The 14,083-nt window shown below is 71.1% G+C and carries 13 protein-coding genes; 1 reads left to right on the top strand and 12 read right to left on the bottom strand.

The genetic code is table 11. From position 1 onward, the window contains the following. Positions 1-23 precede the first annotated feature (23 nt). From ACZ619_RS20520 to ACZ619_RS20470, 11 genes are all read right to left on the bottom strand, one after another. Positions 24-827, bottom strand: coding sequence for an SDR family NAD(P)-dependent oxidoreductase (locus ACZ619_RS20520; RefSeq protein WP_469600692.1), 804 nt, complete (start codon positions 825-827; stop codon positions 24-26). Between the two features lie 549 nt (positions 828-1,376). After that, on the bottom strand, positions 1,377-2,495 hold the full coding sequence (locus tag ACZ619_RS20515) for an XdhC family protein (RefSeq protein WP_469600687.1): 1,119 nt from the start codon (positions 2,493-2,495) through the stop codon (positions 1,377-1,379). A gap of 10 nt (positions 2,496-2,505) precedes the next feature. Beyond that, the gene (locus ACZ619_RS20510) at positions 2,506-3,015 is read right to left on the bottom strand and encodes a (2Fe-2S)-binding protein (protein ID WP_469600684.1); all 510 of its coding nucleotides are present in this window, start codon (positions 3,013-3,015) and stop codon (positions 2,506-2,508) included. Between the two features lie 28 nt (positions 3,016-3,043). After that, positions 3,044-3,880 (bottom strand): FAD binding domain-containing protein, encoded by an 837-nt coding sequence (locus ACZ619_RS20505; protein ID WP_469600682.1) that lies wholly within the window; start codon positions 3,878-3,880, stop codon positions 3,044-3,046. A 16-nt stretch (positions 3,881-3,896) separates the two neighbouring features. Continuing rightward, positions 3,897-4,628, bottom strand: a complete 732-nt coding sequence (locus ACZ619_RS20500) for an enoyl-CoA hydratase (protein ID WP_469600677.1) — start codon at positions 4,626-4,628, stop codon at positions 3,897-3,899. Beyond that, positions 4,625-6,991 (bottom strand): xanthine dehydrogenase family protein molybdopterin-binding subunit, encoded by a 2,367-nt coding sequence (locus ACZ619_RS20495; RefSeq protein ID WP_469600674.1) that lies wholly within the window; start codon positions 6,989-6,991, stop codon positions 4,625-4,627. Before ACZ619_RS20495 ends, ACZ619_RS20500 begins: the two co-directional genes overlap by 4 nt. Positions 6,992-7,001: 10 nt before the next feature. Continuing rightward, the gene (locus ACZ619_RS20490; protein WP_469600671.1) at positions 7,002-7,766 is read right to left on the bottom strand and encodes an SDR family NAD(P)-dependent oxidoreductase; all 765 of its coding nucleotides are present in this window, start codon (positions 7,764-7,766) and stop codon (positions 7,002-7,004) included. Positions 7,767-7,775: 9 nt separating this feature from the next. Beyond that, complete coding sequence (locus ACZ619_RS20485; protein WP_469600669.1) at positions 7,776-8,570, bottom strand: MBL fold metallo-hydrolase; 795 nt, start codon at positions 8,568-8,570, stop codon at positions 7,776-7,778. After that, positions 8,567-9,628 (bottom strand): zinc-binding dehydrogenase, encoded by a 1,062-nt coding sequence (locus tag ACZ619_RS20480; protein ID WP_469601224.1) that lies wholly within the window; start codon positions 9,626-9,628, stop codon positions 8,567-8,569. The genes ACZ619_RS20485 and ACZ619_RS20480 overlap by 4 nt, the downstream gene beginning before the upstream one ends. Positions 9,629-9,693: 65 nt before the next feature. After that, complete coding sequence (locus tag ACZ619_RS20475) at positions 9,694-11,094, bottom strand: aldehyde dehydrogenase family protein (protein WP_469601221.1); 1,401 nt, start codon at positions 11,092-11,094, stop codon at positions 9,694-9,696. Positions 11,095-11,099: 5 nt separating this feature from the next. After that, a complete protein-coding gene (locus ACZ619_RS20470; RefSeq protein ID WP_469600664.1) occupies positions 11,100-11,837 on the bottom strand; it encodes an SRPBCC family protein in 738 nt (245 codons plus the stop codon). 520 nt (positions 11,838-12,357) lie between these two features. Here ACZ619_RS20470 and ACZ619_RS20465 point away from each other — a divergent pair. Continuing rightward, on the top strand, positions 12,358-13,089 hold the full coding sequence (locus tag ACZ619_RS20465; RefSeq protein WP_469600658.1) for a hypothetical protein: 732 nt from the start codon (positions 12,358-12,360) through the stop codon (positions 13,087-13,089). 38 nt (positions 13,090-13,127) lie between these two features. On the opposite strand, the gene ACZ619_RS20460 is transcribed toward ACZ619_RS20465, so the two are convergent. Beyond that, on the bottom strand, positions 13,128-13,877 hold the full coding sequence (locus ACZ619_RS20460; protein ID WP_469600654.1) for a transposase: 750 nt from the start codon (positions 13,875-13,877) through the stop codon (positions 13,128-13,130). Between the last annotated feature and the right edge of the window lie 206 nt (positions 13,878-14,083).

Here is a 14,083-nt window from a genome sequence, read left to right as displayed (position 1 = left end):
CCGTTGACGGTGTGCAGGTGCGATCACCCGATCGTTCCGATCCGGCCGCCCTCGACGAACAGCACGCTGCCCGTCGTGTAGCTGGACGCGTCCGAGGCCAGGAACAGCGCGGCGCCGACGACCTCGCTCGCGCGACCCACGCGGGGCAGGGCGTTCTTCGCCACGTGCGGGGCGAATCTCGCCATGGACTCGCCCTCGGGGGCGATCGACCCGGGACAGATCGCGTTGACCCGCACCTCCGGCGCGCAGATCTTGGCGAGGTGCCGGGTCATCATGTGGAGTCCGGCCTTCGTCGCGCCGTAGGCGACGGAGCCGGCGATGGGCAGGAACGCCGCGCAGGAGAGCAGATTCACGATGCTGCCGTGTCCGCGCGCCCGCATCCCCGGCACCAGCATCTTCGCAAGGTGGAACGGCGCCCGCAGGTTGACCGCGACAGCGGTCTCCCAGACGGCGTCGTCCAGCTCCCATGGCGACGACGGCGATGTCGAGGACGCGGGCAACCCGCCCCCCGTGGCGTTGTTGAACAGGATGTCCACACCGCCGAACGCCGACCGGGCCTCGGCGACCAGGGCCTCACGCTGCTCGGGGACGGCGACGTCGGTGGGAACCGCGACGGCCTGACCGCCGGAGACCTTGATCTCCGACGCCACCCGCCCGATCCGCTCGGCGCTTCGGGCGGCAAGGACCACGTTCGCGCCGGCGGCCGACAACGCCCGTGCGACATGTTCGCCGATCCCCGGCCCGACACCGGTGACGAGCGCCGTACGCCCGTCGAGCCGGAAGGACTCGAACGGATCCGGCCTTCGCGGCTGCGACTCTTGACGCAACGGTTCTGATGGAGGAAGGGACGACGGCACTGAGCGCTCCTTCGGACTGTTCAGCGTAGGCGGACTTCGCAACGGACGATCTGAGGAGATCCCGGCGAACCTGTCGTGCACACGGCCCTAACCGCTTCCAGTAAAGTAGTATATTACTTTACGGGGGTGGTGTGGCACTGTCAATCACGGTGCCGCCCCGGGGCTTTGGGACATCCCGGAACCTCGGACGGCCGGGCGGGCGGCCGATGCACCGGATCCCGGCGGGACACCGGCCTCGGCCCCCACCGAGCGGTCGTCGCAGAACGATGTGCGGTGGCAGTCCGCATGCGCCATGCGGCCTGGGGGCCGCGGGAGAAGGGGCCCGTGCGGCAGCCACTCCGCCGACGGAAACCGGATCCACGTCCTGCCTCTGCCGACGCTTCACCGGGGCCGCCGCGTCCGTCTCCTGCGGTAGGTCAGGGCGAGGCGAGCGTCTGCACAGGCCTGATCGGGCCGCGCCCCCCGGGCGCGCATCGTGCGCGGAATCCTCGGCCGGCCCGGCGCCGGACCTGTCCGAGGTCAACTGGACGCAGTGGCCGTCGTCCGACGGTGGATCGGGCCCGGCGTCACGGACAACGGGCGTGCGGACGCTCCGTTGCGGCAGGCGATGATCTGAGCGGCGATGGAGATCGCTGTCTCCTCCGGGGTGCGTCCGCCGAGATCGAGGCCGACAGGGGAATGGAGGCGGGCCAGCTGTTCCTCGGTCACGCCGCGTTCGCGCAGCTCGTCCAGGCGCCGCTGGTGCGTGCGGCGCGACCCCATGGCTCCGATGTAGGCGGCCGGTCCGCGCAGCGCCTTCGCCAGGAGTGGGACGTCGAACTTCGGGTCGTGGGTCAGGACACACAGTACGGTTCGTTCGTCCGGCGGGTCGGCCAGGAGGTGACGGTGCGGCCAGTCGACGACTATCTCGTCGGCGTCGGGGAACCGCGCTCGCGTGGCGAAGACCGGACGGGCGTCGCAGACCGTGACGTGGTAACCGAGGTACTTGCCGATACGCACGACGGCGGCCGCGAAGTCGATGGCGCCGAAGACGACCATCCGGGGCGGTGGGGCGAAGCACCGGATGAACACCGTCGCGTCCCGTCGCATGCGCTCGCCGCCGGGCCCGAAGGACACCGTGCGGCTCTCACCGGCCTCCAGCAGTCCCTGGCCGACCTCGGTGACCGCGGCGTCGAGCCCGTCGGAACCGAGGCTGCCTTCGGCGCCCCCGGTGGTGATGAGCCGGTGCCGACCAAGCGGGCCCGGTCCGTCCAGGTACGTGGCAACGGCGATGGGCTCCTGGTGGGCCACCGCCTCGGCCACCGCGGGGAACCGGGGGAAGGACCCGGCATCCACCGGTTCGACGTACAGGTCGATGACGCCGCCGCACGTCAGTCCGACGGCGAACGCGTCGTCGTCGGACACCCCGAAGCGCTGGAGCACCGGGACACCCGAGGAGGTCACCGCTTGGGCCAGGTCGTAGGCCGCGCCTTCGACGCAGCCGCCGGAGACGCTGCCGACCACTCCGCGGGTGGCGGACACCGCCATGGCGGCGCCGGGCGGCCGGGGTGCGCTGGAGAAGGTGTTCACGACGGTGACGAGCGCGAATCGCTCTCCGGAGGCGAACCACCGGGACAGTTCGGGAAGCAGATCGTGCATGGCCACCTCGTCACGGTGCGGATGCGGTCGTGGGAGCGTCGGCCGGCCCGTTGAACTCCCGCAGCTTGCACGCGGCCGCCTGCACGGCGTCGACGATGCCCATGTAGCCGGTGCAGCGGCAGATGTTGCCGGACAGTTCCGTACGGATCTGCTCGCGGTCCGGATCGCTCTGGCGGTGGAGCAGGTCGAGGGCCGACATCAGCATGCCGGGGGTGCAGAAGCCGCACTGCAACCCGTGGTGGTCGGCGAAGGCCTCCTGCAGCGGGTGCAGGGTGCCGTCGTCACCGCGCATGCCTTCGACGGTCGTGACAGAGCTGCCCGCGGCCTGGACAGCCAGCATCAGGCAGGCCCGTACGGGTTCTCCGTCCGCCAGCACGGTGCAGGCACCGCACACCCCGTGCTCGCAACCGAGATGCGTCCCGGTGAGACCGAGGTCCTCGCGCAGCGCATCGGCGAGGGTGCGGCGTGGCTCGACGTCGATGGCCTGGCGATTGCCGTTGACGGTGAAGGTGACGCGCATCGGGTCGTTCCTCTCTGGCGGCCGATCATCAGGTCGTTCCGCTCTGCCGGCCGGTCATCGCCTGGAGCAGCGCGCGGCGGGTGAATTCCGCGGTCATCGCTCGTCGGTACTCGGCCGAGGCATGCAGGTCGCCGGACGGGGCGACACCGGCGGCAACGGCCGCTGCGGCTTTCCCGACGGCGTCGGCCGCGCCGTCGTTCAGCAGTTCCTCGGCTTCGGCACTCCGGTACGGGACGCTGCTCACTCCGCCGACGCAGATGCTCCAGCGCCCCTGGATCTCCGCGGCTGCCACGGTGACCAGGCCGAAGTCGCCGTGGCGGCGGGAGAGTTCGGCAAATCCCCAGCGGCTGGGGATCGGCATGTCCACCGCGGTGATCATCTCGTCCTCCGCGAGCGAGTTCTGCAGTGCGCCGGTGAAGAACGCACGGGCGGCCTCCTGCCGGACGGTGCCGGGGCCGGCGACATGAACGGTCGCGTCGACAGCGGTGGCCACGACCGGCAGTTCGGCCGACGGGTCGGCGTGGGCGATGCTGCCCCCGCTGGTGCCGCGTGATCTGATCGCGGTGTGTCCGATCCAGCGGGCCGCCTCGGCGAGCAGCCCGTGATGGGGCTGCTCCATGAGCCGGGAGTGGCGCACCAGGGCACCCAGCCGGACGGTCTGCCCGTCGAGCCGGGTGATCCCCGACAGGCCGGGGACGCGGTTGATGTCGACGAGGACGGCCGGACGGGACATGCGCAGGGCGAGCACGGGCAGCAGACTCTGCCCGCCGGCGATGATCTTGCCGTCGCCGGCTGCGCCGGCAAGGACCCGGGTGGCCTCGGCGACGCTGGTCGCGGCGACATAGTCGAACGGAGCGGGTTTCACCGTGGTGCCCGCCGCCTCAACGGCCGCGGAACTGCGGCGCGCGGCGTTCCTGCCGGGCCAGTCTGGCCTCGGCGACGTCCTCGCTTCCCCAGCAGGCGGTGAACTCGTCCTCCAGCTGTTCCACCGGGTCCGTCTCCTCGAACAGTGAGTTGAGTGCGTGCTTGGCGTAGCGCAACGACAGCGGTGCCATGGCGGCGATCTCGGCGGCCCACGCCAGGGCGTCGTCCCGCGACCCCACACGGTCGGCCAACCCGAGTTCCCGGGCTCGACCGGCGTCGATCCGTTCACAGCCCAGCAGCATGGCCCGGGCCGGGCCTCCGCCGGCCAGCAGCGCCAGCCGGCGCACCGTCCACGGGTCGACCGCCAGGCCGTTCTTCGCGGTGGGCACGGCGAAGAACGCCGACGGCGCCGCGACCCGCAGATCCGCGGCGATCGCCAGTTGGGTTCCGGCGCCGACGGCGGGGCCGTTGAGGGCGGCGATCACCGGAACGGGCAGCGCGCAGACGCCGTGCAGCATCCGGTACAGCACGGTGCGGAACTCGTCGTCGTAGGTACCGTCCAGGTCGGCGCCCGCGCAGAAAGTGGTGCCCTCGCCGGTGATGACCAGTACCCGGGCGTCCTTGTCGACGAGTTCGTCCGCTCCGTCGGCCAGGGCCCGGCAGTGTTCCAGGTCGAGCGCGTTGCGGCGGTCCTCCCGACGCAGGGTGATCAGACCGACGGCGTCGTCGGCCAGCTCGGCAGTGATCATCGCAGGGCCTCCCATACACGGCCTGGGGTGATGGGCAGTCGGGTGACGGTGATGCCGAGGGCGTCGCTGATGGCGCCCGCCACGCACGCGTTGGGGCCGAGCGTGCCGCCCTCGCCCACGCCGCGTACCCCGATCGGGTTGTCCGCGGGGTGGCTGACATGTCCGATCGTCAGCTCGGGGACCTCGGCGGAGGTGGGCATCAGATAGTCCATCAGAGTGCCGGTGGACAGGTTGCCCGCCTCGTCGTAGACGAGATGTTCGTACAGCGTGCCGCCCAGGCCCTGGGCCATGGCGCCGGCGATCTGACCGTCCACGATCATCGGGTTGATCACCCGTCCGGCGTCCTCGACGCAGACCCACCGCAGGATCCGCAACTCGCCGGTGGCACGGTCGATCTCCAGCGTCACGGCCTGCGCCCCCGCGGCGAACGCACCGCGGATCGGATCGTAGAACCGGGTGGCCTCCAGACCCGGTTCCACGCCCTCGGGCAACCGGTTGGATTCCAGGTAGGCGATCCGGGCGATCTCCGCCAGCGGCGCGAGCGGCTTGTCCTCGCCGGCCCGTCGGACTTCGCCCCGGACCAGCCGCAGTTCCTCCGCCGGTACGTCGAACAGCCTGGCGGCGAGGTCCAGGGCCTTGTCACGTACCGCGACCCCCGAGCGGTGTGCCGCTCCGCCGCCGATCACGGCCTGCCGGGAGGAGAAGGCACCGAAGCCCCACAGCGACTCGTTGGTGTCGCCGATCCGCACGTCGACGTCGTCGTAGCGGACACCGACCGCGTCGGCGACCACCTGGGCGAGTGTGGTCTCCAGTCCCTGGCCCTGTGCCGTCACCCCGGACAGGACGGTGACCCGGCCGTCCGGGTTCACTCGGACGGTGCACGCGTCATGCCCGGTGCGGAACGGCATACGAGGACCGGCCGCGGCGGCGCGCCCCAGCCCGGTGAGTTCGTTGTAGCAGGCCAGTCCCAGCCCGATCGGGTTCCCGCCGGTCTGCCGGCGGTGTCTCTGCTCCTTGAGGAACGCCTCGTAGCCGATCGCCTCGATCGCCTTCTCCAGGCATTCGCCGTACCAGCCGGAGTCGTCCACCAGCCGGGACGGCATGCGGTAGGGGATGTCGGAAGGCTGGATGAGGTTGCGCCTGCGGATCTCCAAGGCGGAGACGCCGAGTTCACGGGCAGCCCCGTCGAGGAGGCTCTCCATGGCGAACACGCTGGCCGGCCGGGCCACCCCCCGGTACGGCCCGGACGGCGAGGTGTTCGTGCACACGCCTCGCACGGTGCACAGGTAGTGCCGCAGCCGGTACGGACCGGACAGCAGTCCGCCGGCCATCAGGGGCTCGATGCCGGCCGTCCACGGGTAGACCGAATAGGCGCCCACGTTGCAGGTGACGTCCGCCTGGAGGGCCAGCAGGCGGCCGTCGGACGAGAAACCGGCCTTGACGAGATAGCGGTGGTCCCGTGCGTGGGTCGCGGCCAGCAGGTGTTCCGTGCGGTCCTCGACCCACTTCACCGGACAGCCCCGCATCTGCCGGGCCATCAGGCACAGGGCGACGTCCTCGGGATACAGCACGGCCTTGGTTCCGAAACCGCCGCCCACGTCGGGGGCGATGACCCGCACGTTGCCCTCGGGCAGGCCGAGAAGTTCGGCGAGCATGTTGCGGACCAGGTGCGGGATCTGGGTGCCCGACCAGAAGGTGAGCCGGTCGTCGGCGGCGTCCCACAAGGCGACCCCGGCGCGGCACTCCATGGGGTTGCCGGCGTGCCGGTTGGTGATCAGTTCACGTTCCACCACCAGGTGGGCGGCCGCCATGTGCCGCGGCACGTCGCCGGTGTCGAACGTGCGGAGCAGCAGGACGTTGTCCGGTGCCGCTTCGTGGACCGGGGCCTCGGGCGGGATCCAGGCCGTCACACTGGCCGGCAGGGGCTCGTAGTCCACGGCGATCCGCTCGATGCCGTCCTCGGCACGGTAGCGGTCCTCGGCGACGACCGCGGCGATCGCCTCTCCGGCGAACCGCGCCCTCTCCCAGGCGAGAACGGGCTGGTCGGTCTCCACGTAGCCAGGCAGAGCGGAACGGGCGCGCAGCACGACCGCCTGGAACTCCGGCATGTCACCGGTGAACACGCCGTGCACGCCGGACAGCCCGCGGGCTTCGGACGCGTCGACGCGGTCGATCCGGGCGTGCCCGTACGGGCTGCGCAGGAAGGCCACATGGCGCATCCGGGGCAGTTGCAGGTCGGAGACGTAGCGGCCGTGCCCGGTGAGCAGACGCAGGTCTTCCTTGCGCCGGACACGCCGTCCCGTCACCGGAGCGTCCGTCGCGTCGGTGACGGGAACGGGGGAGTCGTGGGTCTCGTTTCGCATGTCGTCCCCGTCAGGGCATCGCGTAGCCGCCGTTGACCGACACGACCTGGCCGGTGGTCCACGACGACAGCGGAGAGGCGAGCAGCAGTACGGTCGGAGTCACGTCGTCCGGGGTGCCGAGCCGGCGAAGCGGATAGGCGGAGAGGATCTTCTTCATCCTGGCGTCGTCGGCGTTCCCGGTGTGCGCGTCGAGGCTGTCGGTCCGGACCAGGGCGATGGAGACCGCGTTGGCACGGATGTTGTGGCGTGCGAGTTCCTTGGCGAGCGACTTGGTGAGGCCGACCGTGGTGGCGCGGGTGGTGGCCGTGACCAGCAGGCGGGACTCACCGACCCGGCCGGAGTCACCCATGAGGCTGACGATCGATCCGCCGCCGTTGTCCGCCATCTGCCGGGCCACGGCCTGGGTGACGCGCAGGGTGCCCGCGACGGTCACCTCGATCTGCGGCTCCCAGTCGTCCTCGGTGGTCTCCAGGAACGGCTTGCTCTGGGTCATCGCGGCGTTGTTGACCAGGATGTCGATCGGCGCCAGCCGGTCGCGCACCTCGTCGACGGCCTGTCGGACGGCGGTGCCGTCGCGCAGGTCGGCGCCGACCGCGATGGCGCTGCCGCCGAGCGTGGCGACCTCCTTGGCGGCGGCTTCGGCCCCGGCGGCGGAGGAGTTGTGGTGGAAGGCCACGGCGGCGCCTTCGGCGGCGAAGGCCCGGCCGATGGCCCGGCCCAGGCCCTGGCCGGCTCCGGTGACCAGTACGGTCTTCCCGGCGAGCTTCAAGTCCATTGCTGACTCCTAGAGTTGGATGAACCGGCGCTCGCCCGCCGTCGTGACGAGCCGTCCGAAACGCAGGTCCGGGAAGTGCGCGCCGACGACGGCGTCGGGCCGGTCGACGACCTCGTCGCCGAGGGCGTGGCGGGCGGCCCTGGCAGCACGGGGATCGACGTCGAAGACGGCCTCCCAGTCGGGTTCGGTGAGCTCCACGACCGAGTGGACGACATCCCCGAGCAACAGCGCCCGCTGCCCCTCGCCGGAGACGACGAAGACGGTCGTGCCGGGGGTGTGCCCGGGAGTGTGCCTGGTGTCCAGGCCGGGCGCCAGGGTGCCGTCCTCGGTGAACAGGGACCACCGGTCGCCCAGCGGGGAAAGTTTGCGCACCGCGCCGGCCTCCGCCTGCTCCCCGTCCAGGAAGTGGTGCCAGTCGGCGGCGTGCACACGGTATGTCGCGTTCGGGAAGAACACCTCGCCCTTCTGGGTCGCCCAGCCGACGTGGTCGAAGTGCAGGTGGGTGAAGACCACGTCGGTGACGTCCTCGGGGGTGACCCCGGCCCGGCGCAGGCTCTCCGGGAACCGTCCGCCCTGGTACCGGCCGTTGTCGATGGTGCCCACTCCCGCGTCGACGACGATCGTTCGTTCGCCGGCACGCAGCAGGAACCCGCCCACGGTGAGGGCCAGGTTGCCCGCACCGTCGAGGAGGTGCTCGTGGCAGGCCCACGGGTCGGCGGTGCCCGGCCTGGTCAGCGACGTCCGCGCCGGCTCCCGCCCGTGCCCGTCCAGGAGCGGCACGATGTCCCATGCGCCGACCCTCATGACCCGCTCACCGCTCCCGCGGGCGTGATGAGGGTACGGATTCCGCGGCCGGCGGCCATCTCCCGGAGCGCGGGCTCGATGTCCACCAGCGTGCCGCCGCCGGTGACCATGGCGGAGAGGTCCAGCCGGCCCTGGCGCACGTGGTCGAAGTAACGAGCCAGGTCGGTGTGGGCGTCGAGTGAACCGGCGACGCAGCCGACGAGGGTGCGCGCGAAGTGGAACAGCTCCAGCGCGCTGAAGGTGACGGTGTCGTCCTTGCCGCCGATGCCGACGACGCAGGCGGTACCGCCGCGCCGGGTCATGCTCCAGGCGTCGCGGATGGTGCGGGCGGAGCCGACGCAGTCGAAGGCGTAGTCCACGCCCTGTTTGCCGGTCAGGTCCTTGACGGTCCTCTTGGTGTTCTCGTCGGCGGGAACGAAGTGGTCCGCGCCCAGCTTGGTCGCCAGTTCGGCCTTGTCGGAGTTGCGGTCCACCGCGATGACGGTGGCGGCACCGGCCAGCCGGGCGCCCTGGACGGCTGCCAGGCCGACCCCGCCGAGGCCGACGACCAGCACGGAGGAGCCCCTGGCGACGGCTGCCGTCTTGGTGACGGCCCCCACGCCGGTGGTGACCGCGCAGCCGAGCAGCGCCGCGTCGCGGGTGCTGATGTCGTCGGGAACCCTCACCGCGGCCGCGGCGGGCAGCACGGTCTGCTCGGCGAAGGAGCCGACCGTCAGGCCGGGGTAGACCGGCTCACCGTGCTCGTCGAGGGCGTACGGCTCCTGCCCGCGCGCCGAACCCTTGGCACAGAGGTGGGGTTCGCCGCGTGTGCAGGGGGCACATGTGCCGCACGGGGTGATCCACAGCAGGATGACCCGGTCGCCCACGGCCGGCTCCGTCACCTCGCTGCCCCGCTCCAGCACGGTGCCGCAGGCCTCGTGTCCGAGCACCGCCGGCATCGGCTGGGCCAGCACGCCCCGGGCGAGGGAGAGGTCGGAGTGGCACACACCGGTGGCGTCGATCCGTACCCTGATGTCGGACGGCCCGACGTCGCGCAGGCGGATGCGCTCCACCCGCATCGGCTCGCCGGGCGCGCGCAGCACGGCCGCCTGGACCTCGACCCGGTAGCCCTGGGTTTCTCCGCTCACAGCTGGACCGCCTTGATCTCCAGAACGTCTTCGAGGCCGTAGTCGCCTATCTCGCGTCCGATCCCGGACTGCTTGTAACCGCCGAACGGGGCCCTGGGGTTGAACGGGGCGCCGTTGACATCGACCTGACCGGTGCGCAGGCGGGCCGCGAACTCCACCGCGTGGTCGGTGTCGTCCGTCCACAGAGCCCCGCCGAGCCCGTAGACCGAGTCGTTGGCCAGCTCGATCGCACGGTCGTCGGAGTCGGCGGCGATGATGGACAGCACCGGCCCGAAGATCTCGTCCTGGGCGAGCCGCGAGGCCGGATCGACACTGCTGAACACGGCCGGTGAGACGTAGTGTCCCTGCTCCGGCACGGGGAGATCCCGGGTGATCCTGCGCGCGTCCGTGCCCCCGGTGCCCGGCTCCAGGAAGCTCAGCACCTCCTTGCGCTGCCCGGCGGAGATCAGCGGGCCGAGCCGTTCACCCGGCAGGTATTTCGCGGCGGCCTGCGCGGCCAGTTCCTCCACCGCGGCCAGCCGGTCGGCCGGGACGATGAGACGGGACAGCGCGGTGCAGGTCTGACCGCCGTTGAGGAAGCAGTTGGCCACCGTGACCTTGACCGCCTTGGCCAATGACGCCTCGGAGACGTCGGACAGTACGACGCTCGCCGACTTGCCGCCGAGTTCCAGCGTGACGCCCTTGACGGTCCCGGCCGCCGCGACGGCGACCTGCCTGCCGACCTCGGTCGAGCCGGTGAAGGACACGTGGTCGACCGCGGGGCTGCGGATGAGCCGGTCCCCCACGTCGTGTCCTGCCCCCGTGACCAGGTTGAACACACCGGCCGGGAAGCCCGCGGCCTCGATGGCGCGGGTGAGTTCGAAGGCGCTCAACGGGGTCAGCGCGGCAGGCTTGAGCACCACGGTGCAGCCCGCGGCGAGCGCCGGTACGACCTTGACGACGACCTGGTGCAGCGGCAGGTTCCACGGGGTGATCGCGGCGACCACGCCGGTGGGCTCACGCAGGATGACGGAGTTGCCCAGTCGGCGGCGGAACTCGAACTCCTGCGTCGCCTCGACGGTCTTGGCGATGACGCCCAGCGGTACGTCCACGTGCAGGGTGCGGGCGACCCTGAGCGGGGAACCCTGCTCAAGGTTGACCAGGTGGGCGAAGCGGTCCGCCCGCTCGGTGATGACCGCGTGCAATCGGCCCAGGAGGGCCACCCGGTCCGCGACGGGGGTGGCCGCCCAGGCCGGGAACGCTCTGGCGGCGGCCGCGGTGGCGGCGTCCACCTCGGGTGCGCCGGCCTGGGTGACCACACCGGCCGTCGTCTCGGTGGCAGGGTTCTCGACCTCTCGCTCACCGGCGCTTCCGGGCACCCATGTGCCGTCGATGTACAGGTTGTTCTCGCGGATCACATCGGTCACGGCAGTTCCAACCCCTCGTTCGTCGGACGATGTACCGCGGTCGGAAGCGTGAGGTTGATGACCACCGGGACCGCGCCGCCGGCAGCCGCCCCCCATCCGGGCTGCTCCCGCGGCCACGTGGGCCGGCTGTTCCGGCGCAGCAGGAACACCCCCGCAGCGGCCGCCAGAACCACGACCACGACCGGGATCGCGCGCTTGGCGATGACGCCTTTCATGTTGTCCATCACGTCGAGCGGTGCCACGTCCGCCAGTGCCGACGCGGGGGCGCCCGGGACGGCCGCGACCGGTGCACCGGAAGCGAGCTCGCTCTCCAGACGGTTGACGAACTCCTTCATCAGCTTGTTGCTGACGTCGCTGAGGACTCCACGCCCGAACTGGGCGACCCGTCCGGAGAGCGCGAGGTCGGTGAGCACGTCCACCCGAGTGCCGTCACCCTGCGCACAGAGATCGGCGGTGATGGTCGCCGCCGCGTTGCCCTGGCCGCCGGTGTCCCTGCCCTCGGCCCGGATGACGGCGCGGTGCGCGGCACCGTCGCAGGTGAGGAACCGCGCGGTGCCCCGGTACGTCGCGGACACCGGGCCGACCTTGATCTTCACGGCACCCCGGTAGTCCTCGCCGTCCTTGCCGAGCAGCGCGGCGCCGGGCAGACAGGGGGCTATCCGTTCCAGATCGGTGAGGACCCTCCAGGTCTCCTCCAGTGGGACTCCCACAGTGAAGGTGTTGGTGAGCTCCACTCATCCCTCCAGGCTAATTAGCGTTAGTTAGCAGCCTACAGGCGTGCGCGACCCGCCGTCCAACATCGGGATCGGGAAATCTCGGTGCACGCTCGGGTCTTCCTCGGTCCGGAGGGCCTCACCCGCGGGAATGCGGCCGTCGACGCGGAGGATCCGCGCCAGTTCGCAACCCTCCGCGAACATGCCGTTGACGGACGCGGCGAAACCGGAAGGCCTGGTCCGGACCGCCAGCCCCTGCGTGTGGTCCTGACCGGGCCTCAGGTCGGTGCGTGTCGAAGCGGGATGGTCTCGTGCGACTGGATTTCCACGCCGGGGTGTCCGAGGTTGCCCGGCCGCAGGTCGTCGGCTTCCCCGGGGCGGCCGGCGGGTTGCCCGGCCGGTTCGGCGAAGTCCCGCACCTACAGGGCCGCGGCGATGGCACCTGGTGAAGCGCCCTGGAGCACGACCCTTTTTCGCCCGACGAGTTATGTGGTACACCAGTTTAATCGGCCCTGTGGCAGCGTCGGCAGGAAGGAGTGTCATGCCGTTTTCGGACCGCAGCCCGGCTCCCACCACACGCGACGAGGCACCGTCCACCGACCTGCTCGGTCGGGCCCTCGGGGTTCCCGCCGGCTCTGTGGAGGTCGCGGAACATGAGGTGACCTTCGCGGCAAAGGTGCGGACGCCACTCACCGTTGACGACGTTCTCGGCGTCGGCGTCTCCGGCATCTTCGTGACGGCGATGCCGGATCACGACCCGCCGACGCCGTTCGCGGCACGCGTCTCCGCGACCGAGGCGCGCTCCCACGAGGAGGCCGTCGCGAACGCGGGCGTCGGTAATCCGCCCGTTCGCCCCCTCGGGATCGACGGCGAGACCGGCCACGGTCGGCTCCCGAGGGGCGACGTCAAGGAGGCCGAGGCCAGGTTCCTCCACGTACTGAGCCCCTGCACGCGTGAGCAGACGCGCGCCGGCCTCGGCCAGTTCGCGAAGCCGCGTGCTTCGCACCGGGGCGGTACCGGGCTCGACCGCCGTCCGTGGGCCTGCGGTCACGCGGCCGAGACGGCGGCTCATCCATGGAGGACGGTCAACGAACTCCCGTCGCTCCTGGGTGACGGCCGTGCGGAAGGTCTCGCCGTCGGCGTGACCGACGTCGACCTGGTCCACAAGTCTCCGCGATTACCAGCCGCACGCGCGGCACGCCGGCCGGCGGGCGCGGTCCACGGCGGCCCCCGTTCGGGAACCTCCATGAGCAGGACGATCGCACCGCTCTGATCGACTGACAGACCGTCCGGCGGACGCACTGAGCTCTTTCAGCGTTGCCGCTCCAGAGTGAGAACGGCTGCCGCGATTGACGTCATTCGATTCGGGCTGCAACGCGCCTTGCGGAAGATCCGCCATCGTTTGAGTCGTGCCGGGCCGCGCTCGACCGCTGCGCGGGCCTGGGAAAGCGCTCGGTTGACGGTCCGCTGCGTAGGGGACAGCTCGCCTCCCGGCGGGCGTCGCCGGGGCGTGGTCACCCACGGTCCCGCGCCGATGTAGGCACAGTCGGCCAGGATCGGGACTCCTTGGCGTTCGCAGATCCGGATGATCCGGTGGGTGCGGGCGGCGGTCAGGTCGTGCGTACGGCCCGGCAGTGCGGGCGAGATCCACAGCAGTGCGCCGGCCGGGTCGGTAACCAGCTGCAGGTTCACTCCGTGCAGGCGGTGCTTGGCGGAGTAGTCGGCCCGGCTGTCGCCGACCCGGTCGCACTCCGCCAGGGTTCCGTCGAGCAGGACGTACTCCGGGTCGGTCTCACGCAAGACCTTCAGCAGTCCCGGGGCGCGCTCGGCGAGCAGGCCGATGACCGCGGTGGTGTAGGCGTGTGCGGTACCGACAGAGATCCCGAAAGCCGCGGCGATCTGGGGCAGAGGTTCGTTCTTGCGCAGGTACACCAGGGCGACCAGGGCACGCTGGTGCGGAGGGAGCTTGCAGCGGCGGTCACCCTCACGGGTGACGATGAGCATGGTGACCCACTCGACCAGCGCATGCGGGAGGTCGAGTACGGCAGGATGGCGAATCAACGAGGCACCTGCGCTGACGAGTTGAGACTTCGAACATCTCCCTCAACGGCGCAGGTGCCTCGTGCGTTGCGACCTCGACGCCGTCACCCCATCGGTGGCCCCTCTGAAACAGCTCCCTACGTTGTTCTGCGGGATGTGGTGAGCCCTTCGTATGGTTCACCCACCCAGGGGTGCCGGGTGTGGTTCAAAACGCTCTGCCGCTTGTG

It is taken from the genome of Streptomyces sp. NPDC104367 (assembly GCF_055583825.1).
Note: the sequence above shows the minus strand (reverse complement) of the source record. Positions and strands in the feature narration are given on the sequence as shown.

What these genes read in the sequence shown, in the direction of transcription:
- ACZ619_RS20515 (WP_469600687.1), bottom strand. Translation starts at nt 2,495, where the DNA reads ATGCACGATCTGCTTCCCGAACTGTCCCGGTGGTTCGCCTCCGGAGAG.
- ACZ619_RS20510 (WP_469600684.1), bottom strand. Translation starts at nt 3,015, where the DNA reads ATGCGCGTCACCTTCACCGTCAACGGCAATCGCCAGGCCATCGACGTC.
- ACZ619_RS20500 (WP_469600677.1), bottom strand. Translation starts at nt 4,628, where the DNA reads ATGATCACTGCCGAGCTGGCCGACGACGCCGTCGGTCTGATCACCCTG.
- ACZ619_RS20495 (WP_469600674.1), bottom strand. Translation starts at nt 6,991, where the DNA reads ATGCGAAACGAGACCCACGACTCCCCCGTTCCCGTCACCGACGCGACG.
- ACZ619_RS20490 (WP_469600671.1), bottom strand. Translation starts at nt 7,766, where the DNA reads ATGGACTTGAAGCTCGCCGGGAAGACCGTACTGGTCACCGGAGCCGGC.
- ACZ619_RS20485 (WP_469600669.1), bottom strand. Translation starts at nt 8,570, where the DNA reads ATGAGGGTCGGCGCATGGGACATCGTGCCGCTCCTGGACGGGCACGGG.
- ACZ619_RS20480 (WP_469601224.1), bottom strand. Translation starts at nt 9,628, where the DNA reads ATGCGGGTGGAGCGCATCCGCCTGCGCGACGTCGGGCCGTCCGACATC.
- ACZ619_RS20465 (WP_469600658.1), top strand. Translation starts at nt 12,358, where the DNA reads ATGCCGTTTTCGGACCGCAGCCCGGCTCCCACCACACGCGACGAGGCA.